Origin of the sequence: Bradyrhizobium sp. IC3195 (genome assembly GCF_020193585.1) — a bacterium.
Classification (GTDB): Bacteria; Pseudomonadota; Alphaproteobacteria; order Rhizobiales; family Xanthobacteraceae; genus Bradyrhizobium; species Bradyrhizobium yuanmingense.
In genome coordinates this window covers 25,698-49,748 of record NZ_JADYVG010000018.1, presented here as the reverse complement: position 1 = coordinate 49,748, position 24,051 = coordinate 25,698, and the positions used below count along the sequence as shown (strand labels likewise).

The following is a 24,051-nucleotide window of genomic DNA, read 5'->3' as shown; positions in this document are numbered from 1 at the left end:
CACCAATGCTTGTGGAGACATACCCCTCACCCAAGCGAGCTTGCATTTGCCAGTTGACATGCCCTCTCCCGCAAGGGGAGAGGGCGCAGCAACGCGCATCTCGCTCGCTGCGAGATCAGAGATCCAGCTCCCACGTCTCGCCGACCAGGTCGGCACCGAAGCTGTGATGCGGCTCCGTCGCGACCAGCTTGAATCCCGCGCTTTGATAAATCCCGCGCGCAGCCACCAAAATGCTCTGCGTCCACAGCGTCATCTTGCTGTAGCCGCGCTCGCGGGCGCCCTGGATGCATTGCTCGACGAGGGCGCGGCCGACGCCGAGGCCCCGTGCTTTCTTCTCAACCTGCAACAGGCGGAGTTTGGCGATCTCGTCCGTGGCCTTGACCAGGAACACCGAGCCGACCGGCTCGCCACCGACCTCCGCGATCCAGCAGTGCTCGCGCGCGGCGTCGTAATTCCTGATGAACTGTGCGCAGATCTCGGCGACCAGCGCCTCGTAACTGATGTCCCAATTGTAGTCCGCAGCATAGGCGGCGCCCTGGCGGGAGATCACCCAGCCCATGTCGCCGACGCGATGGCTGCGCAGCATGAAAGAAGCGGGCGGGCTTCGGCGTTGCTCCAGCACGGCCACGATCGTGGCCATCGCCTGCGTGAGCCGGGTCGCATCGCCAGGCGAAAGCTGAGCCAGCATCGCGGCGACCTCGTTTTGCGAGTTCAGGTTCAGCTTGGCGAAAGCCTGCCGGCCTTTGGCGGTCAGGCTGAGCTGGTACTGCCTGCGGTCCGCGGGCAGCGGCTTTCGCGTGATCAGCCCCTTCTCGTCGAAGCTCTGGACGATGCGGCTGAGATAGCCGGGATCGAGACCGAGCTCGTGTCCGATCTCTTTTGCGGCAAGGTCGTCGCGATGGGCGAGCTCGTAGAGCACCCGCGCCTCGCTGAGCGAGAACGGACTATTGCCGAGGTGCTGGTCGAGCACACCGAGCTTGCGGGTGTAAAAGCGGTTGAAGGCGCGAACCGCCGCGACGGGGTCGCCGGCAGCCTGTTCGGCGACGGCGCTTGACGGCAAAGCTTTCGATAGCATGGGATCACCTCGATATTTGCCATTGTCAATTAATTGATTGACGTTGGCAAGTATCTCGGCGCTTCAGCCGACCATGACAATCCGGCTGCGCAGCATGGTCCTGGACGACCGGCCGAGCCGCCGGAGCAGCCGCGCCTCGGAATGCCGGGCGTGGGGCGGGTATCCGCCGATCCGGTCGTAATGATCGCGCGCGATCAGCAGCCCTTGATCGCCGAGCGGACCGACGAGCCTGCGCGCCACCGCCCAGAGGACGTCGCGCACTGCGGTATTTGCGTAGGGCGAGCGGGCATAGCGGAACACCGCGGCACGATCCCGGCCGCTGGTGGCGACGGCCTGGATGAACTGGGTGGTTTCCTCGATCCAGCCGGTTTCCAGCACAGCGCCGGCAGGCAGGAACATCAGCCAGGGCGATCGGGCCTGGAGCGCGCCGGCGGCGAGCGCAGCGCCTTGCGAATGCCCTTCGAAGCCGATGAAACGGCAGCCCGCGACGTCGGCAACGCGCTCGATAACGCCGTTGCGCGTGCCGTCGACCAGAAGCACTTCCCGGATTACGCCGGCTGTGGCGCCGGGCACCAGCGCGGCCAGGGTTGCGACCGCCGTCTGCTCGACACCTTCGGTCGGAATGATGACGCTCAGCATGATTGAGGCTTCAGTTTCCGCACTTCGGGAGAAGCGTAGCGTTGCATGATGTTGTCATAAACCCGTCGCGCTGCCGAGTGCAACTTTCGGAAGGGGCTTCGGCGTGCGATGGTAAACTGCCGCGAGTTCATCGCGGCCAGATGTGCCAGGCGCGGCTGGTAATATTGCCGAATGTTTCGGCACAAGCCGATCCTGACGGTATTAACCCCGAATGCTTCGTGGCGACGTTTCGCTGCCCGGGAGAGACTTTGCATGAACGCCGATCACCTCGCCGTTGGCACCGCGCCAACATCGCCGAAGCAGGAGGCCGCGCCGACCTTGCGGATCCGGGCGCTGATGCTGGGCGACCGCATCAACGCGTCTGGCCTCGAGATCGGCACGCTGGTGTCCTCGACGCCGGCCGCCTTCCGCGTTCATGCCGGCCTTGCCGTGATCTTTCGCTACGGCGTCGTCGTGCTGATCGGGCTGTTGCCGTCGGAGGAGAAGGTCCTCGTCGACAACCTGAGATCGCGCGTTACCGGAGAGTTCAGCCCCTACGAGGAGGAGATCGCGCAGGCGCAGCTCTGCAACGAGGAAGCCGGCGAGACGATCCAGCCGGGCGGGCCGATCTGCCTCGCCAAGTTCTCCGACGACCGGCTGCTGCTGGTTGCGGACGCACTCGCCAAGAGCACGTCGCTGGCGCGCGACGAGCGGCGCGTCGCCGCGGTCTTCGACGTCATCGAGCCGTTTGCACGGGAGCTCGCCGAGCGCGGTCGCACGCCGCAACGGCGCAAGGGTATCCTGCAATTGATCGGCAACGCGCTGCTGGTGCAGCAGCGGGTCGCCGGCCGCGTCGCCGTCGCCGAGAAGCCCGACGTGCTCTGGGAGAAGCCCGAGCTCGACCGGCTCTATTCGCGCCTGGAGGACGAATACGAACTGAAGGAGCGCCTCGACACGCTCGAGCGCAAGCTCGCCGCGGTGTCGGAGACCGCCAACGCGCTGACCGATATCATCGACACCCAGCGCTCGCTCCGCCTGGAGATCGCCGTCGTGGTGCTGATCCTGATCGAGGTCGCGATGGGGACTTTTCAGCTCCTGACCGGCCGCGGTCACTAAGCATGATGAGATCAGGTTTGATTGCTATAACGTAAGTGCACTCCCTCTCCCGCTTGCGGAGAGGGTGTTTTCGCAACGGGATAACGCCCTAGATCAGAGCCGCGCAATGGCGCGCGATCATCATCTCTTCGTTGGTGGGAATGACGAAGACCTCGACCATGCTGCCGCTGCCGTTGATGCGCTCGCGCGCGGCATCGTTGCTTGCGGCGTCAATGCGCACGCTCATCCAGGCGAGACGCTCGCCGATCGCGCCGCGGATGTCCTTGGCATGTTCGCCGATGCCGCCGGTGAAGATCAGGCAGTCCAGGCCGCCGAGCGTGGCCGCCATCATCGCGACCTGCTGCGCCGCACGGAAGGTGAAGAGATCCACGGCTTCACGCGCCGCGGCCTCGCGGCTCGCCAGCAGCGTGCGCATGTCCGCAGACAAGCCGGAGACGCCGAAGAGGCCTGACTCGTGATAGAGCAGGTGCTGGACATCCTCGATCGACATGTTCTCGTGCTGTTGCAGATAGAGCAGCACGCCCGGATCGATCGCACCGCAACGCGTGCCCATCACGAGGCCGTCGAGCGGCGTCAGCCCCATCGTGGTGTCGATGCTGCGGCCATCGCGCAGGGCGCAGAGGCTGGCGCCATTGCCGAGATGCGCGATGACAGTGCGCTTGGCCACGAGCTCCGGCGCGATCTCGGCCAGGCGTCCCGCGACATATTCGAACGAGAGGCCGTGAAAGCCGTAGCGCCTGACGCCACGCGCCTCGAATCGCCGGGGAATGGCGAAGCGGCTCGCCGGCGGCGCGAGGCCGTGGTGGAAGGCGGTGTCGAAACACGCGATCTGCGTCAGCTCGGGCCGGATCGCCGCGAGCGTGCGCACCGGCGCGAGGCAGCGCGGCTGGTGCAGCGGCGCCAGCGGCGTCAAGGCCTCCAGTTTCGCAATGATGTCGTCTGTCAGGACCTCCGGGCCTGAATAATCCGGCCCGCCGTGGACGATGCGATGGCCGATGGCCCGCAGGCTGCGTCCACCGAACCGGTCCTCAATGAAGGTGAGCACGTCCGCGAACAGATGGCCGCGGGCTCCGTCAGGCGCCTGATTGCTTGTCTCGAACAGGTCTTCGCCCGTGGGGCCCTTCACCACCAGCCGGGGTTTGGCCTCGTGCTCGTCGAGCAGGCCCTTGCAGAGCAGGGCAGGCTCGGCCGCCGCGACATCGAACAGGCCGAACTTGATGCTCGACGATCCCGCGTTGAGGACGAGGACCGTGTCCGACATCGCTAATCGCCGGCCTCGGCCGGCGTGTTGCCGCCGGCGCTGTTTTGCCAGACCCAGTCACGAATCTCAGGCATGTCTTCACCGTGCTCGCGGACATAACGGGAGTGTTCGATCAGTCTGTCGCGGAATTGCTGCTTCACCTGAGCGGCCTTGGTCGCCAGTCCCGGCACCCGTTCGATCGCCTCGATCGCGAGGTGGTAGCGGTCGAGTTCGTTGAGCACGACCATGTCGAAGGGCGTCGTCGTGGTGCCCTCCTCGGCAAAGCCGCGTACATGCATGCCGGCATGGTTGGTGCGATTATAGGTCAGCCGGTGAATGAGATAGGGATAGCCGTGATAGGCAAAGATCACAGGCTTGTCGCGCGTGAACAGGCTGTCGAAGTCGCGGTCGGACAGGCCGTGCGGATGCTGCTCCCTCGGCTGCAGCGTCATGAGGTCGACGACGTTGACGACGCGGATCTTCAAGTCCGGCAGCGCCTTGCGTAGGAGGTCGACGGCAGCGAGCGTCTCCAGCGTCGGCACGTCGCCGGCGCAGGCCATGACGACGTCGGGCTCGCCCTTTCCGTCCTCCGTGCCCGCCCAGGTCCAGATGCCGATGCCGGCATCGCAATGCGTCGCCGCGTCCTGCATCGACAGCCATTGCGGCGCCGGCTGCTTGCCGGCGACGATTACGTTGATGCGGTTATAGGTGCGCAGGCAGTGGTCGGCGATCCAGAGCAGCGTGTTGGCATCCGGCGGGAAGTAGATGCGGACGATGTCGGCTTTCTTGTTGGCGACGAGATCGACGAAACCGGGGTCCTGATGGCTGAAGCCGTTATGGTCCTGGCGCCAGACATGCGAGGTCAGGAGATAATTGAGCGAGGCGATGGGACGCCGCCATGGCAGCTCCCGCGTCACCTTCAGCCATTTGGCATGCTGGTTGAACATGGAATCCACGATGTGGATGAAGGCCTCGTAGCAGGAAAAGAAGCCGTGCCGTCCGGTGAGCAGGTAGCCCTCCAGCCAGCCTTGGCAGAGATGCTCGCTCAGCACCTCCATGACGCGGCCGTCCTGGGCGAGATGCACGTCGTAAGGCTCGGTCGGCTCCATCCAGACGCGTTCGGTGGCTTCGAACACGGCGTCGAGCCGGTTCGATGCCGTCTCGTCCGGGCCCATGATGCGGAAGTTGCGCTCCTTCTCGTTGAGACGGATGACATCGCGCAGAAACTTGCCGAGCTCGCGCGTCGCTTCCGCAATGACCTCGCCGGGCTGCGGCCCCACGACCGCGAAGCCGCGAAAGTCCGGCAGCTTCAGCTCCTTCTTCAGCACGCCGCCATTGGCATGCGGATTGGCGCCCATGCGCTTGACGCCCTCGGGCGCGAGCGCCTGAAGCTCGGCCATGAGCGCGCCGTTGCCATCGAACAGCTTTTCCGGCTCGTAGCTGCGCATCCAGTCTTCGAGCACCTTGAGATGATCAGGGTTCTCGCGGCAAGCTGCGACCGGCACCTGATGCGCGCGCCAGAAGCCCTCGACCTTCTTGCCGTCGACCTCCTTCGGGCCGGTCCAGCCCTTCGGGCTGCGCAGCACGATCATCGGCCAGCGCGGCCGCTCGACGCTGGTGCGGCCATCGCGGGCATGCTGCTGGATCGAGCGGATGCTGGCGAATGCGACGTCCAGCGCATCGGCCATGGCTTGGTGCATCAATTTGGGATCATCGCCCGTGACGAACAGCGGCTCGTGGCCGAACCCGCGGAAGAGGTCGCGGATCTCCGCGTCCTGCATCCGTCCGAGCACGGTGGGATTGGCAATCTTGTAGCCGTTGAGATGCAGGATCGGCAGCACCGCGCCGTCATGGGCGGGGTTCAGGAACTTGTTGGAGTGCCAGGACGCCGCGAGCGGCCCGGTCTCGGCCTCGCCGTCGCCGACCACGCAGGCGACGATCAAATCAGGGTTGTCGAATGCGGCGCCATAGGCGTGCACCAGCGCGTAGCCGAGCTCGCCGCCTTCGTGGATCGAGCCCGGCGTTTCCGGTGCCGCATGGCTCGGAATGCCGCCGGGGAAGGAGAACTGCCGAAACAGCTTGCGCAATCCATCCGCATCGCGCGCGATCTCGGGATAGATCTCGCTGTAGCTGCCTTCGAGATAAGTGTTGGCGACCATGCCCGGACCGCCATGGCCGGGACCGCAGACATAGATCACGCTGACATCGAGCGCCCGGATGACGCGGTTGAGATGGGCGTAGATGAAGTTCAGGCCCGGCGTCGTGCCCCAATGACCCAGCAGACGCGGCTTGATGTGCTCGGGCCGCAGCGGCTCGCGCAGCAGCGGATTGTCGAGCAGGTAGATTTGCCCGACCGAGAGGTAGTTGGCGGCGCGCCAATAGCGATCGAGCAGATCGAGGTCGCTGCTCGCTTCGGCCGTTTCTTGTTGGATTGTCATGTTCCTGCCGACCTTCACTTCGCGATCGTCACCAACCCGGTTCCGGGGCGATCGATCCGTCGGGCATGAAACGGGATGGTCGTGACGGCCGTGTTGCGTGAGGTCAAAGGCGGGCGCGCGAAGTTTGGGCAGCTCTACTGTGCATGGGGTTGTTTTCACGTTTTTGGTTTGTGTTCTTGATTTGTTCCTATGTCGTGCTATCTTGGCTGCATGAGTCCAGCATCCTCTCATGCTCTCAAGCACCCGCCGGTCACGGCGCCCTCCGAGCCGGCGGGTGCGCCTTCAGATTTCCCCGAGCTTGGCGTCGCCATCGACCGCGCGCGACGGCGAGGGCGGGGCGCGCAGTCCAACGCCAGCGGCCGTTACGAGGCCGAGGCGCGCGTCGCTTTCGACGACGGCTGGCAGAGCCTCGACGAGCTGCCGCCGTTCAAGACGAGTGTCGCCATCGACACCTCACGCAAGGTGATCACCCGCAACGATTCCCCCGACATCGGTTTCGACCGCTCGATCAATCCCTATCGCGGCTGCGAGCACGGCTGCGTCTATTGCTTCGCGCGGCCGACCCACGCCTATCTCGGCCTGTCGCCGGGGCTCGACTTCGAGTCCAAACTGTTCGTGAAGCCCGAGGCGCCTTCGCTGCTCGAGAAGGAGCTTGCGGCTCCCGGCTACGAGCCGCGGATGATCGCGATCGGCACCAACACCGATCCCTACCAGCCGATCGAGCGCGAGCGCAAAATCATGCGCGGCATTCTGGAAGTGCTGGAGCGCGCAGGGCATCCCGTCGGCATCGTCACCAAGTCGGCGCTGGTGCTGCGCGACATCGACATTCTCCAGCGGATGGCCAAGCGCAAGCTCGCCAAGGTCGCGATCTCGGTCACCTCGCTCGATCCGAAGCTGGCGCGCACCATGGAGCCGCGGGCCTCGACGCCGCCGAAACGGCTGGAGGCGCTCAAGCAGCTCTCGGACGCCGGCATTCCCACCACGGTAATGGTCGCGCCCGTGATCCCCGCACTGAACGATTCCGAGATCGAGCGCATCCTCGATGCCGCCGCCCATGCCGGGGTCAAGGAAGCCGCCTATGTGCTGCTGCGGCTGCCGCTGGAGGTGCGCGATCTCTTCCGCGAATGGCTGATGGCGAACTATCCGGACCGCTATCGCCACGTCTTCACCCTGATCCGAGACATGCGCGGCGGGCGCGACTACGACGCCAAATGGGGCGAGCGGATGAAGGGCACCGGACCGATGGCCTGGACCATCGGCCGCCGCTTCGAGATCGCCTGCGAGCGACTCGGCCTCAACAAGCGGCGCTCCAAGCTGACCATTGATCACTTTGCGCGGCCGAAGCGGAACGGTGATCAGCTCAGCCTGTTTTGAGCGGACACGTGCAAGAGGTGTCGCATGCTCAAGGAACTCGCTGTGCCGATGCCGCGGCTGACCGTCATCACGCTCGGTGTGAACGACATCCGCGCCAGCATCGCCTTTTACGACGCGCTCGGTTTCTCGCGCCGGCTGAAGGAGACCGGCGAGGCGGTTGCGTTCTACGACACCGGCGGTCCGGTGCTCGCGCTTTATCACTGGGATCGGCTCGCCGCGGACGCGTCCTTGGAGGACCAGCCGAGGCCCACGACCTTTCGCGGCATGACGCTCGCCTGGAATTGCGTGACCCGCGAGGAGGTCGACGAGGTGCTGGCATTCGCCGTCGAGAAGGGGGCCACCTTGCTGAAGGCGGCGCACGCGACCGATTACGGCGGCTATTGCGGCTATTTTGCCGATCCCGATGCACATGTCTGGGAAGTCGTGGTCGCACCCGGCATCGAGGTGGGCGAGGACCGGCGGGTGCATCTGGCGGAGTAGGGCGGGCGGCCTGAATAACGGGAATATCGTGGGTTCCCGGTTGCGCTGGCGAAGCCCCCTGGCGCACGATCCCGGCCATGATTCGGGACCCCTCCGCCAAGACCCCAGCCAAAGCCGCGCCGAAGAAAAAGGCTGCGCCGAAGGCTGTGCCCGCCAAGGCGGCAAAGATATCTGCGGCCGATGCTGCGAAGGTTCCTGCCGGCAAGAAGGGCATCATCGCCGTTGCTCCCCCGAGCTTCCGCCGCGAGCGCGCGCTGATCAAGCGCGGCGTCTGGCCGGTCGCGGGCTGTGACGAGGCCGGCCGCGGCCCGCTCGCAGGTCCCGTGGTGGCCGCCGCTGTGATTCTCGATCCCGACCGCATTCCGCGCGGCATCGACGATTCCAAGCGCCTGACCGCCGAGGAGCGCGAAAAGCTGTTCGACAAGATCTGCGCCACCGCGCAGGTCTCGGTCGCCGTCGCCTCGCCGGCGCGAATCGACCGCGACAACATCCTGCGCGCCTCGCTGTGGGCGCTGAAGCGCGCCGTGGTGGCCCTGCCCGAGGCGCCCAGGCACGTCTTCGTCGACGGCCGCGACCGGCTCGACACCGCATGCGACTGCGAGGCCGTGATCGGCGGCGACGGTATCGTGCTTTCGATCGCCGCGGCCTCCATCGTCGCCAAGGTCACCCGGGATCGGTTGATGTGCGCACTGGCGCAGGACTGCCCGGGCTACGGCTTCGAGCAGCACAAGGGCTATGCCGTCCCCGAGCATCTCGACGCGCTTGATCGCCTCGGCCCCTCCATACACCACCGCAGCTTCTTCGCCCCCGTCGCCGCCGCCCGCGCCAAACACATGCCCTGGACCGTCGAGCCGGTGCAGGACCTGTTCTCGGTGACTGAGGTCGAGGTGCAGGTGGAGGCGAGCGTCGAGATCGACGCTTCCGTAAATCTCTAGCGATCCTCCTACAGCTTTCCCATCCGTCATGGCCGGGCTTGACCCGGCCACCCACGTCTTACCAGCGGCACGAAGAACGTGGATGCCCGGGACAAGCCCGGGCATGACGAACTGCGGCGGTTGCCACAACCCGTGGCGCCCTTTATCAAAACAGACGTGAGCGAATAGGGCCGGCTGGACGGGTTGGCTGCACCTTCGGACGTTGCATGCGGTTTACCTCCCTGGTCATCGAGCTCATTCGCGCCCGGCCGCGGCTGATCGTTTGGATTGCGGTGCTGCTGCAGGCTGCGATGTGGCTGTTCGTGGCGCTGGTGTTCTACCGCAGCCCGCCCGGCACTCTCGCGACCCTTCTGGCCTTCGGCAGGGAATACCAGGTCGGCACCGATCTCGGCCCGCCGCTTGCCATCTGGCTCGCCGACATCGCCTATCGCGCCGCCGGCGGCCACATGCTCGGCGTCTATGTGCTCGCCCAGCTCTGCGAGATCGCAACCTTCATCGCGCTCTATCATCTCTCCCGTGCCGTGGTCGGCTCGCAGCAGGCGGTGCTTGCCGTGCTCCTCACCATGACGGTGCTGGCCTTCTCCTCCTCGGCGCTGGACTTCGGCCCGCTGATCCTGGCGCGGCCGCTCTGGGCGCTCTTGCTGCTGCACTCCTGGCAGATCATCGGCCAGCGCCGCGGTAATGCCTGGTTCGCCTGGTCGATCGAAGCCGGCCTCCTGCTGCTGACGACGCCCGCCGCGGTCTTCCTGCTGCTGCTGATCGTCGTCTTCGCGGTTACGACCGCCGGCGGCCGCCGGACGCTGCGCGGGCTCGATCCGCTGTTCGCGCTAATCGTCGTCGCCGTGCTGGCGCTGCCCTATGCGGTCTTTCTGATGCGGGCCGAGACGCCGACGCTGCCGGCCTTGCCGCCAGTCGCCGAGCTCAACGACCGCGCGCTGCATGCGGTCTGGCTGCTCGGCGGCCTCGTGCTCGGGGCGGCGGCGATCCCGGCGCTGACCTTTCTCAACACCGGAATGTTCGCCGGCAAGGGCGAGGAGCCGCCGATCATCTACCGCCCGCCGGTCGAGCCGCTCGCGCGCAACTTCGTCTATTTCTTCGCGTTCGCTCTGCCGCTCGGCGCAGTGCTGATCTCCGGCCTGCTGGGGCTCGATTCCGTCGTCGGCGGCCCCGGCGTCGTGCTGATCATGACGGGGCTCGCCGTGGTCGTCGCGGCCGGCGATCTCATCGCGATGCGCCGCGCGCGCATGCTCCGCATGGTCTGGGCCGCCGCCGTTGCCGCGCCCGCCGCCGGCGTGGTGCTCGGCGTCTTGTTCCTGCCCTGGATGGGCACTAGCGAAATTGCGACCTCGATGCCGGCGCGCGCGATCTCGGACTTCTTCGACGAGAGCTTCGCCCGCCGCACCAACCATCGCCTGCGCGCCGTCGCCGGCGAGACCCAGCTCGCCAGCCTGATCGCCCTGCATTCCGGCCGGCCGCATTTGTTCATCGACGCCGCCCCCGCGCGGACGCCGTGGATGAGCCAGACCAAGTTCAGCGAGACCGGCGGCGTCGTGGTCTGGCGCGCCTCCGATACCGCGGGCACGCCGCCGCCGGAGATCCTCAAGCGCTTTCCCGGCATCGTGCCGGAAGTCCCGCGCGCCTTCGAATGGCTGGTGACCGGCCGCCAGCAGCTGTTGCGCATCGGCTGGGCCATCGTGCGGCCGAAGGGGACGTGAGCTGCGGGCGTGCTCTCCCCGGCGTCATTGCGAGGAGCCCTTGCGACGAAGCAATCCAGAGTCCCTCTCCGGAAAGATTCTGGATTGCTTCGCTGCGCTCGCAATGACGGGGAGGGGGCGGCCGCCCCTCACGCCCCCGTCAGCACCTTCGCGATCGCCCGCAGATCCTGCCAGGCCAGCCGCTTGTAGGCCGGCGAGCGCAAGAGATAGGCCGGGTGAAACGTCGGCAGCGCGCGGATCACGCGCTGGCCGGTGTCGTAGTCGAACCAGCGCCCGCGCGTGCGCATGATGCCTTCGCGCGTCGAGAGCAGCGTCTGTGTCGAGGGATTGCCGAGCGTCACCAGCACGTCCGGGTTCACCAGCTCGATCTGGCGCTGGATGAAGGGCAGACAGATTTGCGTCTCCTGCGGCGTCGGCGTGCGGTTGCCGGGCGGCCGCCAGGGAATGACGTTGGCGATGTAGGCGGTGGTGCGGTTGAGGCCGATGGCCCCTAACATCAGATCGAGCAGCTTGCCGCTGCGCCCGACGAAGGGCAGTCCCTCGATGTCCTCGTCGCGGCCCGGCGCCTCGCCGACGAACATGATGCGCGCCTGCGGGTTGCCGTCGGCGAACACGAGTCGCGTCGCGGTGTGCTTCAACGCGCAGCCCTCGAAATTTTGCATCAGCTCGCGCAGCGCCTCCAGGGTCGGCGCGGTGCGTGCGGCTTCGCGTGCCGAGGCGATGGCGACGTCCGGTGCAGGCGCGGCTTCGCCGCGCATGACCGCGGGCGCGGCGACCGGCCGCGGCGCTTCGGCTGGCGGGGCCGCGCGCGGGCTGGGTGGCGGCGCATCGATTTCCGCCAGGCGGTCTATCGGTTCCTCCGCGAGCGTGCAGTCGACACCGGCCTCCAGATAGAAGGCGAGCAGCTCTCGGACGGTGGGTGCGGGTTCGGGGATCATGGCAAAGTCTGACTTTTATATCACCTTGGGCGGCCTTGCATCCCGGCGGAACGCGATTCCGAGGTTGTCCTACCCGGAAAAATCGGAAACAAGAGGGCGCAAACGACCAAGGACCGTCTCAAGGGCTGAGATCAGATGAGCACCGAAGAACTTCCCCCGCGCGAATCCATGGAATTCGACGTCGTCATCGTCGGCGCCGGCCCGTCGGGTCTGTCGGCCGCGATCCGGCTCAAGCAGCTCAACGCCGAGCTCAACGTCGTCGTGGTGGAGAAGGGCTCCGAGGTTGGTGCGCACATCCTCTCGGGCGCCGTGATCGATCCCGCGGGCCTCGACAAGCTGATCCCGGACTGGCGCGAGGATGCCGACTGCCCGCTGAAGACGCAGGTCAAGGACGACCGCTTCTACTGGATGACCGGCGGCGGCGCGATCAAGCTGCCGAATTTCATGATGCCGCCGCTGATGAACAATCATCACTGCTACATCGGCTCGCTCGGCAATGTCTGCCGCTGGCTGGCGCGCAAGGCCGAGGCGCTTGGCGTCGAGATCTATCCGGGCTTTGCGGCGGCCGAGGTGCTCTATGACGAGGAGGGCAAGGTCAAGGGCATCGCCACCGGCGACATGGGCATCGGCCGCGACGGCAAGCCGAAGGATTCCTTCACCCGCGGCATGGAATTGCTCGGCAAGTACACGCTGTTCGCCGAAGGCGCCCGCGGCAGCCTGACCAAGCAGCTCATCAACAAGTTCGCGCTCGACGCCAAGAGCGAGCCGCCGAAGTTCGGCATCGGCCTCAAGGAGGTCTGGCAGATCGATCCCGCCAAGCACCAGAAGGGCTTGATCCAGCATTCATTCGGCTGGCCGCTTGACCTCAAGACCGGTGGCGGCTCGTTCCTTTATCACTACGACGACAATCTCGTCGCCGTCGGCTTCGTCGTGCATCTGAACTACGACGATCCCTATCTGTCCCCGTTCGACGAATTCCAGCGCTTCAAGACCCATCCCTCGATCCGCGGCACCTTCGAAGGCGCCAAGCGGCTCGCCTACGGCGCGCGCGCCATCACCGAGGGCGGCTATCAGTCGGTGCCGAAGCTGAGCTTCCCCGGCGGCGCGCTGATCGGCTGCGCGGCCGGCTTCGTCAACGTGCCGCGCATCAAGGGCGTGCACAATGCGATGGGCACCGGCATGCTGGCTGCCGAACATGTTGCGGCCGCGCTCGCCGCCGACCGCGCCAATGACGAGCTCGTCGAATACGAGAACGCCTGGCGTTCCTCATCGGTGGGCAAGGACCTGTTCCTGGTCCGCAACGTCAAGCCATTGTGGTCGAAGTTCGGCACCGTGCTCGGCGTCGCGCTAGGCGGCTTCGACATGTGGTGCAATACGCTATTCGGCGCCTCACTGTTTGGCACGCAGTCGCACGTCAAGCCTGACCGCGCCACGCTCGATTCGGCCAAGAGCCACGCGCCCAGGAACTACCCGAAGCCCGACGGCAAGATCACGTTCGACAAGCTGTCCTCGGTGTTTTTGTCCAACACCAATCACGAGGAGGACCAGCCGATCCATCTGAAGGTCACCGACATGAACCTCCAGAAGAGCTCCGAGCACGACGTCTATGCCGGCCCCTCGAACCGCTATTGCCCGGCTGGCGTCTATGAATGGATCGAGGAGGGCTCCGGCCCGCGCTTCCAGATCAACGCCCAGAACTGCGTTCACTGCAAGACCTGTGACGTGAAGGATCCCAACGGCAACATCACTTGGGTTCCCCCGGAGGGCGGCGGCGGCCCGAACTACGAGGCGATGTGAGGACATCGCAGGTGACCAGGCGCACGTTCCCGTGAGGACGGGGCTGCGGCGACCCGCCGCGGCCACGATAAGGCCATAGTGGCGGCGTCTTGGGGCGCTGGCGCGGTTTCAATGGGCCGGTTTGGGCGTGCGGAGGGGATCTTCCCGGGTCCGAATCCTTGCGGCGAAGCGCCAAAAGCGGCATTGTCGGCCTGACGGTTCCGGGCCCGGATGTCACCGGCCGCGTTCGCTTGCGATACGGTCTTCTGCTGCAAACCCAGGCACCACCCAACTCAAGGCGAGCCCCGATGTTTTCAAATCGTTTCAACCGCTGGACTGCTGCCGCCATCGCCCTCATGGGCACCGCGATCGCGACGGTCCCCGGCGCGGTCCTGGCGCAGACGCCGGATCATCCGGAAAACACGGCGGCGCAATTTCCGACGCGAAACGATCTGAAGTCGCTCACCGGCGCCGGCAGCTATCTCGCCGCCCGCCATGCTAGCGTTGAGCGCGACGCGACCTCGGCCGCCGCATTCTACCGTTCGGCGCTCCGCACCGATCCCAAGAACAACGAGCTGCTCGACCGTGCCTTCATCTCGTCGGTCGCCGACGGCGACATCGAGGAGGCGGTCAAGCTCGCCGAGCGCATCCTCACCATCGACAAGACCAACCGCGTCGCCCGTCTCGTCGTCGGCGTGCACGATCTCAAGCTGAAGAAGTACGTCGCGGCGCAGACCAACATCAACCAGTCGATCCGTGGTCCGATCACCGATCTCGTCGCCACGCTGCTGTCGGGCTGGGCCGCCTATGGTGCGGGCGATGCCAAGGGTGGTGTCGCCACCATCGACAAGCTGACAGGTCCGGAATGGTATCCGCTGTTCAAGGATCTCCACACCGGCATGATCCTGGAGCTCTCCGGCAAGGAGAAGGACGCCGGCACGCGCTTCGAGCGCGCCTACAAGCTCGACGATTCCATGCTGCGCGTGACCGAGGCCTATGCGCGCTGGCTGTCGCGCAACAAGGATTCCGCCGCGGCTACCAACATCTATCAGGCCTTCGACAAGAAGCTCGCGCGCCATCCGCTGATCCAGGAAGGCCTGCGCGAGACCAAGGCCGGCAAGAAGATGCCGCCGCTGGTCGATTCCGCGCAGGCCGGCGCCGCCGAAGCGCTCTACGGCATCGGCGCGACGCTGACCCGCCGCGGTGGCGAGGATCTGGCGCTGGTCTATCTCCAGCTCTCGCTCTACCTGCAGCCGACGCATCCGCTGGCACTGCTGTCGCTCGCCGATCTCTACGAATCAGTCAAGCGGCCGAAGATGGCGATCAAGGTCTACGAGCGCGTGCCCGCCAACTCGCCGCTCAAGCGTAACGCGCAAATTCAGCTCGCCATCGATCTCGATTCCGCCGACCGCACCGACGAGGCGATCAAGATCCTCAAGGGCGTCACCTCGGAGGATCCCAAGGACCTCGAAGCCATCATGGCGCTCGGCAACATCGAGCGCGGCCGCAAGCGGTTCGGCGATTGCGGCGCGACCTATTCACGAGGCATCGAGGTGCTGCCGCCCGGCAACGACAAGGCCAACAGCGTCTGGTACTATTATCGCGGCATCTGCCAGGAGCGCTCCAAGCAATGGGCCAAGGCCGAGGCCGACATGAAGAAGGCGCTGGAGCTGCAGCCCGATCAGCCGCACGTCCTCAACTATCTCGGCTATTCCTGGATCGACCAGGGCGTGAATCTCGACGAAGGCATGAAGATGATCAAGCGGGCCGTCGAGCAGCGTCCCGACGACGGCTACATCGTCGATTCCCTCGGCTGGGCCTATTACCGCATCGGCAATTTCGAGGAGGCAGTGAAGAACCTCGAGCGCGCGATCGATCTCAAGCCCGAGGATCCGACCATCAACGACCACCTCGGCGACGCCTATTGGCGCGTCGGCCGCACGCTGGAGGCAAAATTCCAGTGGTCGCATGCGCGCGATCTCAAGCCCGAGCCGGAAGAGCTGCCGAAGATCGAGGCCAAGATCGCCAACGGCCTTCCCGACGACAATTCGAACTCTTCTGCGGCGCAGGCCGAAAAGAAGAAGGACGACGGCAAGGGCGGCTAAGCTAGGCGCATGATCCGGAAAAGTGTGGAGCGGTTTTCCGATCAGATCATGCGCAAACAAGTGAGTCTTGGGGGCTGATCGCCAATGTCGGCGTTGATTGAAGAGGGACGGGCGAAGGTCAATTTGAGCCTTCGCGTCGTCGGCCGTCGTGCCGATGGTTATCATGATCTCGAAAGCGTGGTCGCGTTTGCCGACTGCGCCGACCGGCTCACCTTGGAGCCCGGCGGGGAGCTGAAGCTCACCACGACTGGGCCGCTGGCTGCCGCCTGCGGCGACACAGCCGACAATCTCGTGCTCAAGGCCGCCAAGCTCCTTGCCGAGGCGATCCCTGGCCTGCAGCTTGGCGCCTTCGCGCTCGACAAGGTGCTCCCCGTTGCAGCCGGGATCGGCGGCGGCTCGGCGGATGCCGCGGCCGCGCTGCGGCTCCTGGCGCGTCTCAACGATTTGTCGCTCGATGATCCCCGCATTCAGAAGGTCGCGCTCGCGACCGGCGCCGACGTGCCGGTGTGCCTCCTCTCGCGCGCCTGCGACATGACCGGCGTCGGCGAGCAGCTGCTGCCGCTCGCGCTGCCGAGCATGCCTTGCGTCATGGTCAATCCGCGCATGCCTGTTGCCACCAAGGACGTGTTCCAGGCGCTGGGCCTGCGCAACGGCGAGCTCCTGGTCGGCGTCACCGACGTCATCCGCGCACCGGCCTGGCCCGGCGAAGGCGCCTCGATTTCCGATTGGGTCGAGGTTCTCGAGACCGTCGCCAACGATCTCGAAGCGCCCGCGCTGCGGATCGAGCCTGTGATCGGCGAGGTGCTGGACGCCTTGCGCGATTCCGCCGGCGTCAAGCTCGCCCGCATGTCCGGCTCGGGCGCGACGTGCTTTGCGATCTACGGCGCATCTGAGGAGGCACATGCCGCGGCCGAAACGATCCGGCGCGATCACCCCGGCTGGTGGGTGCATGCGGGCACGTTGAGCTAGCCTTCGTCCTCGTTGAGCTCGAGAAACCGCCGGATCTCACCCAACACCTCCTGCGGCTTGTCGTGCTGCAGCCAGTGTCCCGCCCCGGCAATAGTCTTAACGCGCGCGTTCTGGAAGTATCGCTCCAGGCCGGCGGAGCGAGCGCCCGCTAGAAAGCTTTCGCCGGCATTGAGCAGCAGCGTCGGGCACGTGATCCGCGACCACAGCTCGATGTGATCGTCGGGCCAGAGCCGATGTGGCGCGGAGGCGCGCTGATAGGGATCGAATTTCCAGCTGTAGCTGCCGTCCTCGTTCTGCCGCGCGCCATGCCTGGCGAGATGCAGCGCGAGGTCCCGTGACAGGCGCTTGTTGTGAAGCACCATCTGCGCGGCCGCGTCCTCGAGGCTCGGATAGCGGCGCGGGGTGCGGTCTTGGAGCTTGTCGAGCTGGCCGACCCATCTGCCGATGCGCTCATGCGCCGGCGGCTTCGGTGTGTCCGGCAACATGGTCACGCCGTCGAGGACGACGAGCCTCGTGACCTGTTCGGGGAATGCGCCCGAAAAGATCAGGCTCACCATGCCCCCCATCGAATGGCCGATGAGAGTGACCTGAGGCGTGGCTAAGGTGCGAACCAGCTGCGCGACATCGTAGACATATTCGGTGAGTGCGTAGCTGCCGCCTTTCGTCCAGTCGGAATCGCCGTGACCACGGAGATCGGGCGCAACGACGCGAAAATGCGGTTGCAGCGAGCGCGCGATGTGATCCCAGCTGCGGCAATGATCGCGGCCGCCGTGCACCAGGATGGCGGTGGGTGCGCCCTCGTTGCCCCAGTCGGCGTAGTGCAGCCGCAGGCCGTGCGATTCATAGAAGCGGCTTTGCGGGGCGCTAGCCATTGGCCGGCCGCCGCGCCAGGGCGAGCGAGAGGCCGAGGCCCGCGATGAAGACGCCGGAGCCCTGCGTGAGGCGACGCATCAGAAGCGGCCGTCCGGTCAGCTGCGCGCGCGTCGCGGAGGCCATCAGCACCACCACGACATCGGCGAGCGTGTTCAGGGCCACGGAGATCGCACCGAGCAGGATGAATTGCAGCGTCGGGTTCGAGTCCGACGGATCGAGAAACTGTGGAATGAAGGCGAGGAAGAATGCCGCGGTCTTCGGATTGAGCGCTTCGACCAGCACGCCGTCGTGAAACGCGCGCTTGTCGCCGATCGGCTCGCTCCCGAGCGACAGGTTGTTGCCGGCGCTGCGAAACGTCTTGATGCCGAGCCAGACCAGATAGAGCGCGCCGACGAATTTCACGGCGGCAAACAACTCCGCGCTGGCCAGGATGATGGCGGAGATGCCGAGGCTGCCCGCGACCACATGAACCAGTCCGCCCAGCGCCGTGCCCGCGGTCGAGGCGAAGCCGCTGCCACGCCCCTCCGACAAGGTTCGCGCCGCGACGTAAAAAATGCCAGGGCCGGGAACGGCGGCAATGAGAAGAGCTGCGGCCAGGAACAGCCAGAAATTCGTTTCGATCATGCCGTTTTCGTAGCGAAGCCGGCGGCGATTGCAAGACCTCTTGCTTAGCCCAGCCGGCGCAAGATCACGCTGGCATTGACCCCGCCGAAGCCGAACCCGTTGGAGATGGCATGCTGCATCGGCATCGGCCGCGCGCTACCTGCGACAATATCGATGCCTTCAGCGCCCGCATCGGGGTTTTCGAGATTGAGCGTGGGCGGCGCGATCTGGTCGCGCAACGCGAGCACGGTGAAAACCGCTTCCAGCCCGCCGGCGGCGCCGAGCAGGTGACCCGTGGCCGATTTGGTCGCGCTCACGGCAATGCCGCAGTTGCGGCCGAACAGCGCGCCGATGGCGCCTAGCTCGCTTTCGTCGCCGGCCGGTGTCGAGGTCGCGTGCGCGTTCAGGTGCTGCACATCCGCGGGCGCAAGCTTGGCCTGCCGAAGCGCGATCTCCATGGCGCGGCGGGCACCATCGCCATCCGGCGGCCCCGAGGTCATGTGATAGGCGTCCGCGGTCGTGCCGTAGCCGACAATCTCGGCGATCGGCGTCGCGCCGCGCGCCTGCGCATGCTCCAGCGCCTCGATCACCAGGATGCCGGCGCCTTCGCCCATCACGAAACCGTCGCGGTTGCGATCGAACGGACGCGAGGCGCGCGCGGGCTCGTCGTTGAAGCCGCTCGACAGCGCGCGCGCGGCCGCAAAGCCGCCGAGGCTGACGATATCGATGCAGGCCTCCGCGCCGCCGCAGATCGCAACGTCAGCTTCGCCTGATCGGATCATGCGCGCGGCATCGCCGATCGCCTGCACGCCGGCGGCGCAGGCCGTGACCGGCGCGCCCAGCGCGCCCTTGTAGCCGTACTTGATCGAGACGTGGCCGGCGGCGAGATTGGCGAGGAACGAGGGGATCGTGAACGGCGACAGCCGGCGCGCGCCGCGTTGCGCGGTGATGCGCACCGCCTCCGCCATGGCGGGAAAGCCGCCGACGCCAGAGGCGATGATCGTCGCGGTGCGCTCGAGCGCGCCAGCATCCTGCGGTGTCCATTTGGCTTGCGCGACGGCTTCTGCCGTCGCGAGCAGCGCGAACAGGATGAAGCGGTCCATCTTGCGCTGATCCTTGGGCGCGGCAGCCTGCGCCGGATCAAAACCGCCTTCGGCATCATCGGCCTTGTCGGGCACGAGACCTGCGATGCGCGCCGGCAGCGCCTCTGCCCATTCCGGCAACGGGCGCAGCCCGCTTTGCCCGGCGAGCAGCCGCCGCCACGTCAATTCGACGCCGCAGCCAAGCGGCGACACCGCGCCCATTCCCGTCACGACGATACGACGCATGTCAGTCTCCAGCCGGCGCGACGGCCGGGTTCATGGCCTTGAGCGAAGCGAGCCGTGCGCGCATGCCGCGGCTGGCGCGGGGACCTGCGATGACGACCGCATTGGCCAGCGTGATCGGGCGTTTGTCGGCGGCATCGACCACAATCGGCTCGAGCGGGCGGACGTCGCTCCGGTTCGCCAGCAGGATGGATTCGCCTTTCGGCGCCAGATGCTTGTTGCCCCAGGCGAGCAGCGTAGCGATCACCGGGAAGAAATCCCGCGCCTTGTCCGTCAGCACATATTCGTAGCGCGGCGGGCGCTCCTGATAGCGGCGACGCACGAACATGCCGCTTTCGGTGAGATGCGAGAGCCGCCGCGACAGGATGTTCGGCGCAATGCCGAGGCTTTGCGAGAACTCGTCGAACCTCGTCGCACCCTGAAACGCATCGCGCAGAATTAGGATGCTCCACCATTCGCCGACCGTCTCCACCGCGCGGCCGACCGGGCATTCCAGGATGGAAGGGGATTTGGGCTGCATGGCGGGCAAGGTAGGTCAGTAACTTGCAAAATGCAAGTGACTGAGCGGGGAGGCATGTGGAGCGAGTGCGGCTGGGTTCTGCTGGTGAGATGAAGCGCGCTCTCGTGCCCCGGACGCAGCGCAGCGCCTCTTAGCGGTGCGCTGCAGAACCGGGGCCCATATTGATCATGATTGCGGATGTCGCATGGGTCCCGGCTCTGCGCAGCAGCGTTTCACGCTGCAGCGTGTCCGGGACACGAGAGCGAGCGGTGCCGTCGCGGCGTACTCCGTCATTGCGAGCGCAGCGAGGCAATCCAGACTGTTTCCGCGGCGGGATTCTGGATTGCTTCGCTACGCTCGCAATGACGGGTGCGGGGAGCGCGCAAAGCGTGAGCGTCAGTCGCCTAATGCGATCTTGCCAAGCAGAACGCCACGACCTGCTCCAGCGCGCTCTTCATCGGCGAGGGCGGGAACAGCGCCAGCGCATCCACGGCCATGGCGCCGTAGTGCTGGGCGCGGATCAGCGTGTCCTCGAGCGCGCGGTGCTTGTTCATCAGGCCGATGGCGTGATCGAGATCGGAATCGCCGATCTCGCCGCGCTCGAGCGCCCGGATCCAGAAGGCGCGCTCGGTGTCGTTGCCGCGGCGGAAGGCGAGCACGACGGGCAGCGTGATCTTGCCTTCGCGGAAATCGTCGCCGGTGTTCTTGCCGAGCTTGGCGCTCTTGCCGCCGTAGTCGAGCACGTCGTCGACGAGCTGGAAGGCGATGCCGAGATTCATGCCGACCGAGCGGCAGGCAGTCTGCTCCGCCTTCGGGCGGTTCGCGATCACGGGGCCGACCTCGCAGGCGGCGGCGAACAATTCGGCGGTCTTGCCGCGGATCACGGCGAGATATTCGTCCTCGGTGGTCGCGGTGTTCTTGGCGGCGGCGAGCTGCATCACCTCGCCCTCGGCGATGGTGGCGGCCGCCGCGGAGAGGATGTCGAGCGCGCGCAGCGAGCCGACCTCGACCATCATGCGGAAGGCCTGGCCGAGCAGGAAGTCGCCGACCAGCACGCTTGCCTCGTTGCCCCAGAGCATGCGCGCCGACAGCTTGCCGCGGCGCATCTCGCTCTCGTCGACCACGTCGTCGTGGAGCAGGGTGGCGGTGTGCATGAACTCGACGCTGGCAGCTAACTTGATGTGGCCGTCACCGGTGTAGCCGGCGAGGTTGGCCATGGCGAGCGTCAGCATCGGGCGCAGGCGCTTGCCGCCCGAGGAGATCAAGTGGTTGGCCACTTCAGGGATCATGGTCACGTCGGAGCCCGTCCGCGACAGGATCGTGGCATTGACGCGCTCCATATCGGGAGCGACAAGGGCAACCAGCTCTTCGATCGACGCGCCGGGGGTTTCGAAAGGTACGATGACGGCCACGCCGGTCTCCAATATTTGCCCCGGAAGGGCTATTCTGATGGAAATACAATAGAAACTGGCGGCGGATGCGGCAAGGGCCGCGGAACCATTGACATTTGCCGCGTTAGCCACTTTCAGGCAGGAGACCTCCGTTTTGCGTGAACTGGTTCGGACCAACGATATGGTGCTGGTGTCGGCGATTGGCGCGCTGCTCGACGGCGCCAACATCCATCATCTGGTGCTGGACCAGAACATGAGCATCATCGAGGGGTCTCTCGGCATTCTGCCGCGGCGGATCCTGGTTCATGAGGACGACGCCGAGGAAGCCAGGGCGCTCCTCACCGAGGCAGGCCTCAGCCACGAACTGCGCGGCGATGATTGAGGCCGCTGATATTACCGAGGACGCGTTTCTCGGCGGGCAGTTGCGCTTGATGCAGAAGCGGTCAGGCCACCGCGCCGGGCACGACGCCATCCTGCTGGCAGCAGCGACCGACGCTAAGGCGGGTGACCGCGTGGTCGAGCTTGGCGCCGGCGTCGGCACGGCGGGCCTTGCGCTGGCGCGGCGCGTCGCGGGGATCAGGCTCAGCCTGGTCGAGATCGATCCGGAACTGGCGCAGCTCGCGCGGGCCAACGCCGCCGCGAACGCGATTCCTGCCGAGGTCATCGTGCTCGACGTCACCGCCGACGCGCAGGCGTTTGCAGCGAACGGACTTCTGCCCGACGGTTCCGACGCCGTATTGATGAACCCGCCCTTCAACGACCCCGCACGCCATCGCGGCTCGCCGGATCAGGCGCGCCACACCGCGCATGTGGCGAGGGAGGAGACACTGCATGCGTGGGTGCATGCAGCCCGGCGCATTCTCCGATCGAGCGGCGTGCTGACCCTGATCTGGCGCGCGGACGGAATTGGCGACGTCGTGGCAGCGCTGTCACGCGGCTTCGGCAGCCTCGCGATCCTGCCGGTTCATGGCGAAGCGGGAAAGCCTGCCATCCGGGTGCTGGTGCGCGCAGTCAAAGGCGGCCGGGCACCGACGCAATTGCTGCCGGGCCTCATGCTCAACGAGGAGTCAAACGTGCCGAAGAAAGAGGTGAAGGATATTCTGGAGGGGAGGGCGGCGTTGCCGCTGGCGAGGCCGTGACCGCTTATTGCGGAAGCGATTCCGTCTGCTGCTCTTGCGGCGACGTAAAGTGAAGCGCCGTAAAAAGCGCACCGATCAGCAGCAACAGCAGATAGATCTTCATGGCGTTTCCTTCCGCTGCTTATTGCAGCTTCCCAACGCGGATTCTGCAAAACACGTTCCTGGCACTTTCAATGACACTCGCGTGATAAGAAATGGTTAATCAGAGGTAAGGCCATGGCCGAACAATTGAACGATCGTGAGAGTTCCGGCCTGGCCGACAAGCTCATGCAATATCTGCCGGCGCGCTTTCGTCCCGGCACGGCGGTCGTGCCGGTGGTGCGGCTGTCCGGTGTGATCGGTGCGGTGACGCCGCTGCGTCCGGGCCTGACGCTTGCCGGCGTCGCGCGGGTGCTCGAGCGCGCGTTTTCCTATCGGCACGCCAAGGCCGTGGCGCTGGTGATCAACTCGCCAGGCGGTTCGCCGGTGCAGTCGCGCCAGATCTACTTGCGCATCAAGCAGCTCGCCGCGGAAAAGAAGCTGCCGGTGCTCGTGTTCGTCGAGGACGTTGCGGCCTCCGGTGGTTACATGATCGCCTGCGCGGGTGACGAGATCATCTGCGATCCCTCCTCGATCCTCGGCTCGATCGGCGTGGTCGGCGGCAGTTTCGGCTTTCAGGAGGCGATCAGGCGGCTCGGCATCGAGCGGCGCCTCTACACCTCGGGCGAGCACAAGGCGATGCTCGACCCGTTTCTTCCGGAAAACCCTGACGACGTCATGAGGCTGAAGGCGATCCAGCGCGAGATCCACCAGATCTTCATCGCGCTGGTCAAGGAAAGCCGCGGCGCCCGGCTGAAGGGAGCGGACGACACGCTGTTCACGGGCGAATACTGGGCAGGGGACAGCGCGATCGCGCTGGGGCTCGCCGACAGCATCGGCGATCTCCGCTCAACTCTTCGTGCCCGTTATGGTGAGAAGGTTCTCACCCCCGTGATTGCGCAGCCGACCGGGCTGCTCTCCGGCCTTTTGGGCCGGAAATCGCCCGGCGCGGGGCAGCTTTCGGCCCTGGAATCAATGGCCGGGCTGCCGGACGAGCTGATCTCGGCGGTCGAGACGCGGGCGATTTGGGCGAAATTCGGGTTCTAGGTCTCGCGCTCCCGCGCCATTTCGCCCGGGCGGCGCCGATTGCGGCGCAGGTCCATCTGCGCAACAATGCGTGTGGGGGCTGAGCATAGACGAGGATCGACCGATGCCGCCGTTCGTCGCTTTCGCGGGCGTCCTGGGCGGGCTTGCCGTGGTCCGCTGGGCCTACAAGACCGCCATCCGGATCAACCAGGAGCTGGAGGAGATGCGCCTGTCGCGCGTCACCGAGGCCGCCCGCATGGGGGATATCCAGACGCTGAAGCGTGACCCCGTGACCGGAGCTTACCGGCCGGGTTAGGGCACACCTCCACGCGTTCGTC

Annotated in this window: 22 protein-coding genes; 12 read left to right on the top strand and 10 right to left on the bottom strand. The window is 66.0% G+C overall.

The window, feature by feature from the left end; all coding sequences use genetic code 11:
* Nucleotides 1-115 precede the first annotated feature (115 nt).
* Together I6F09_RS27420 and I6F09_RS27415 are read right to left on the bottom strand one after the other, a co-directional pair.
* On the bottom strand, nt 116-1,075 hold the full coding sequence (locus I6F09_RS27420; RefSeq protein ID WP_109144982.1) for a helix-turn-helix domain-containing GNAT family N-acetyltransferase: 960 nt from the start codon (nt 1,073-1,075) through the stop codon (nt 116-118).
* A gap of 63 nt (nt 1,076-1,138) precedes the next feature.
* Nucleotides 1,139-1,714, bottom strand: a complete 576-nt coding sequence (locus tag I6F09_RS27415) for a glycosyl transferase (RefSeq protein ID WP_128263049.1) — start codon at nt 1,712-1,714, stop codon at nt 1,139-1,141.
* A 252-nt stretch (nt 1,715-1,966) separates the two neighbouring features.
* Between I6F09_RS27415 and I6F09_RS27410 the strand changes: the two genes are divergently transcribed.
* Nucleotides 1,967-2,809, top strand: a complete 843-nt coding sequence (locus I6F09_RS27410; RefSeq protein ID WP_036024879.1) for an RMD1 family protein — start codon at nt 1,967-1,969, stop codon at nt 2,807-2,809.
* Nucleotides 2,810-2,897: 88 nt separating this feature from the next.
* On the opposite strand, the gene I6F09_RS27405 is transcribed toward I6F09_RS27410, so the two are convergent.
* On the bottom strand, nt 2,898-4,070 hold the full coding sequence (locus I6F09_RS27405; RefSeq protein WP_225189495.1) for an acetate/propionate family kinase: 1,173 nt from the start codon (nt 4,068-4,070) through the stop codon (nt 2,898-2,900).
* Between the two features lie 2 nt (nt 4,071-4,072).
* A complete protein-coding gene (locus I6F09_RS27400) occupies nt 4,073-6,487 on the bottom strand; it encodes a phosphoketolase family protein (RefSeq protein WP_225189494.1) in 2,415 nt (804 codons plus the stop codon).
* A 210-nt stretch (nt 6,488-6,697) separates the two neighbouring features.
* On the opposite strand from I6F09_RS27400, the gene I6F09_RS27395 reads away from it, so the two are divergent.
* The 4 genes from I6F09_RS27395 to I6F09_RS27380 all read left to right on the top strand — a co-directional run bounded on the left by I6F09_RS27395 (nt 6,698) and on the right by I6F09_RS27380 (nt 10,991).
* Nucleotides 6,698-7,861 (top strand): PA0069 family radical SAM protein, encoded by a 1,164-nt coding sequence (locus tag I6F09_RS27395; protein WP_225189493.1) that lies wholly within the window; start codon nt 6,698-6,700, stop codon nt 7,859-7,861.
* Between the two features lie 24 nt (nt 7,862-7,885).
* Nucleotides 7,886-8,341 (top strand): VOC family protein, encoded by a 456-nt coding sequence (locus tag I6F09_RS27390; protein ID WP_109144976.1) that lies wholly within the window; start codon nt 7,886-7,888, stop codon nt 8,339-8,341.
* Between the two features lie 77 nt (nt 8,342-8,418).
* Entirely contained in the window at nt 8,419-9,276 is an 858-nt protein-coding gene (locus I6F09_RS27385) for a ribonuclease HII (RefSeq protein WP_225189492.1), read from the top strand.
* A 206-nt stretch (nt 9,277-9,482) separates the two neighbouring features.
* Entirely contained in the window at nt 9,483-10,991 is a 1,509-nt protein-coding gene (locus I6F09_RS27380; RefSeq protein WP_225189491.1) for a glycosyltransferase family 39 protein, read from the top strand.
* A gap of 128 nt (nt 10,992-11,119) precedes the next feature.
* Here the strand turns inward: I6F09_RS27380 and I6F09_RS27375 are convergent, their stop codons facing one another.
* A complete protein-coding gene (locus I6F09_RS27375) occupies nt 11,120-11,929 on the bottom strand; it encodes a uracil-DNA glycosylase (protein ID WP_225189490.1) in 810 nt (269 codons plus the stop codon).
* Between the two features lie 135 nt (nt 11,930-12,064).
* On the opposite strand from I6F09_RS27375, the gene I6F09_RS27370 reads away from it, so the two are divergent.
* From I6F09_RS27370 to I6F09_RS27360, 3 genes are all read left to right on the top strand, one after another.
* Entirely contained in the window at nt 12,065-13,726 is a 1,662-nt protein-coding gene (locus tag I6F09_RS27370; RefSeq protein WP_225189489.1) for an electron transfer flavoprotein-ubiquinone oxidoreductase, read from the top strand.
* A 287-nt stretch (nt 13,727-14,013) separates the two neighbouring features.
* Nucleotides 14,014-15,810 (top strand): tetratricopeptide repeat protein, encoded by a 1,797-nt coding sequence (locus tag I6F09_RS27365; RefSeq protein ID WP_036024894.1) that lies wholly within the window; start codon nt 14,014-14,016, stop codon nt 15,808-15,810.
* A gap of 84 nt (nt 15,811-15,894) precedes the next feature.
* Nucleotides 15,895-16,779: a 4-(cytidine 5'-diphospho)-2-C-methyl-D-erythritol kinase gene (locus tag I6F09_RS27360; protein WP_225136609.1), complete on the top strand. Its 885-nt coding sequence runs from the start codon at nt 15,895-15,897 to the stop codon at nt 16,777-16,779.
* Here I6F09_RS27360 and I6F09_RS27355 read toward each other — a convergent pair.
* The 5 genes from I6F09_RS27355 to I6F09_RS27335 all read right to left on the bottom strand — a co-directional run bounded on the left by I6F09_RS27355 (nt 16,776) and on the right by I6F09_RS27335 (nt 21,491).
* A complete protein-coding gene (locus I6F09_RS27355) occupies nt 16,776-17,651 on the bottom strand; it encodes an alpha/beta hydrolase (protein ID WP_109144971.1) in 876 nt (291 codons plus the stop codon). The genes I6F09_RS27360 and I6F09_RS27355 overlap by 4 nt on opposite strands.
* Complete coding sequence (locus tag I6F09_RS27350; RefSeq protein WP_225189488.1) at nt 17,644-18,276, bottom strand: LysE family translocator; 633 nt, start codon at nt 18,274-18,276, stop codon at nt 17,644-17,646. The genes I6F09_RS27355 and I6F09_RS27350 overlap by 8 nt, the downstream gene beginning before the upstream one ends.
* A gap of 44 nt (nt 18,277-18,320) precedes the next feature.
* Nucleotides 18,321-19,583, bottom strand: coding sequence for a beta-ketoacyl-ACP synthase II (fabF, locus tag I6F09_RS27345; protein ID WP_225127807.1), 1,263 nt, complete (start codon nt 19,581-19,583; stop codon nt 18,321-18,323).
* 1 nt (nt 19,584) lies between these two features.
* Entirely contained in the window at nt 19,585-20,100 is a 516-nt protein-coding gene (locus tag I6F09_RS27340; RefSeq protein ID WP_225189487.1) for a helix-turn-helix domain-containing protein, read from the bottom strand.
* 383 nt (nt 20,101-20,483) lie between these two features.
* The gene (locus I6F09_RS27335; RefSeq protein ID WP_036006386.1) at nt 20,484-21,491 is read right to left on the bottom strand and encodes a polyprenyl synthetase family protein; all 1,008 of its coding nucleotides are present in this window, start codon (nt 21,489-21,491) and stop codon (nt 20,484-20,486) included.
* 133 nt (nt 21,492-21,624) lie between these two features.
* On the opposite strand from I6F09_RS27335, the gene I6F09_RS27330 reads away from it, so the two are divergent.
* From I6F09_RS27330 to I6F09_RS27315, 4 genes are all read left to right on the top strand, one after another.
* A complete protein-coding gene (locus I6F09_RS27330) occupies nt 21,625-21,852 on the top strand; it encodes a DUF2007 domain-containing protein (protein WP_008562067.1) in 228 nt (75 codons plus the stop codon).
* A complete protein-coding gene (locus I6F09_RS27325; RefSeq protein WP_036006371.1) occupies nt 21,845-22,609 on the top strand; it encodes a methyltransferase in 765 nt (254 codons plus the stop codon). Before I6F09_RS27330 ends, I6F09_RS27325 begins: the two co-directional genes overlap by 8 nt.
* Before the next feature lie 216 nt (nt 22,610-22,825).
* On the top strand, nt 22,826-23,734 hold the full coding sequence (locus I6F09_RS27320) for a S49 family peptidase (protein ID WP_057026307.1): 909 nt from the start codon (nt 22,826-22,828) through the stop codon (nt 23,732-23,734).
* A gap of 103 nt (nt 23,735-23,837) precedes the next feature.
* On the top strand, nt 23,838-24,029 hold the full coding sequence (locus I6F09_RS27315) for a hypothetical protein (protein ID WP_036006375.1): 192 nt from the start codon (nt 23,838-23,840) through the stop codon (nt 24,027-24,029).
* The last annotated feature ends 22 nt before the right edge of the window (nt 24,030-24,051 follow it).

Excerpts from the sequence above, each read along its gene's own strand:
- I6F09_RS27420 (WP_109144982.1), bottom strand. The coding sequence starts at position 1,075 with ATGCTATCGAAAGCTTTGCCGTCAAGCGCCGTCGCCGAACAGGCTGCC.
- I6F09_RS27415 (WP_128263049.1), bottom strand. The coding sequence starts at position 1,714 with ATGCTGAGCGTCATCATTCCGACCGAAGGTGTCGAGCAGACGGCGGTC.
- I6F09_RS27410 (WP_036024879.1), top strand. The coding sequence starts at position 1,967 with ATGAACGCCGATCACCTCGCCGTTGGCACCGCGCCAACATCGCCGAAG.
- I6F09_RS27405 (WP_225189495.1), bottom strand. The coding sequence starts at position 4,070 with ATGTCGGACACGGTCCTCGTCCTCAACGCGGGATCGTCGAGCATCAAG.
- I6F09_RS27400 (WP_225189494.1), bottom strand. The coding sequence starts at position 6,487 with ATGACAATCCAACAAGAAACGGCCGAAGCGAGCAGCGACCTCGATCTG.
- I6F09_RS27395 (WP_225189493.1), top strand. The coding sequence starts at position 6,698 with ATGAGTCCAGCATCCTCTCATGCTCTCAAGCACCCGCCGGTCACGGCG.
- I6F09_RS27390 (WP_109144976.1), top strand. The coding sequence starts at position 7,886 with ATGCTCAAGGAACTCGCTGTGCCGATGCCGCGGCTGACCGTCATCACG.
- I6F09_RS27385 (WP_225189492.1), top strand. The coding sequence starts at position 8,419 with ATGATTCGGGACCCCTCCGCCAAGACCCCAGCCAAAGCCGCGCCGAAG.
- I6F09_RS27380 (WP_225189491.1), top strand. The coding sequence starts at position 9,483 with ATGCGGTTTACCTCCCTGGTCATCGAGCTCATTCGCGCCCGGCCGCGG.
- I6F09_RS27375 (WP_225189490.1), bottom strand. The coding sequence starts at position 11,929 with ATGATCCCCGAACCCGCACCCACCGTCCGAGAGCTGCTCGCCTTCTAT.
- I6F09_RS27370 (WP_225189489.1), top strand. The coding sequence starts at position 12,065 with ATGAGCACCGAAGAACTTCCCCCGCGCGAATCCATGGAATTCGACGTC.
- I6F09_RS27365 (WP_036024894.1), top strand. The coding sequence starts at position 14,014 with ATGTTTTCAAATCGTTTCAACCGCTGGACTGCTGCCGCCATCGCCCTC.
- I6F09_RS27360 (WP_225136609.1), top strand. The coding sequence starts at position 15,895 with ATGTCGGCGTTGATTGAAGAGGGACGGGCGAAGGTCAATTTGAGCCTT.
- I6F09_RS27355 (WP_109144971.1), bottom strand. The coding sequence starts at position 17,651 with ATGGCTAGCGCCCCGCAAAGCCGCTTCTATGAATCGCACGGCCTGCGG.
- I6F09_RS27350 (WP_225189488.1), bottom strand. The coding sequence starts at position 18,276 with ATGATCGAAACGAATTTCTGGCTGTTCCTGGCCGCAGCTCTTCTCATT.
- fabF (WP_225127807.1), bottom strand. The coding sequence starts at position 19,583 with ATGCGTCGTATCGTCGTGACGGGAATGGGCGCGGTGTCGCCGCTTGGC.
- I6F09_RS27340 (WP_225189487.1), bottom strand. The coding sequence starts at position 20,100 with ATGCAGCCCAAATCCCCTTCCATCCTGGAATGCCCGGTCGGCCGCGCG.
- I6F09_RS27325 (WP_036006371.1), top strand. The coding sequence starts at position 21,845 with ATGATTGAGGCCGCTGATATTACCGAGGACGCGTTTCTCGGCGGGCAG.
- I6F09_RS27320 (WP_057026307.1), top strand. The coding sequence starts at position 22,826 with ATGGCCGAACAATTGAACGATCGTGAGAGTTCCGGCCTGGCCGACAAG.
- I6F09_RS27315 (WP_036006375.1), top strand. The coding sequence starts at position 23,838 with ATGCCGCCGTTCGTCGCTTTCGCGGGCGTCCTGGGCGGGCTTGCCGTG.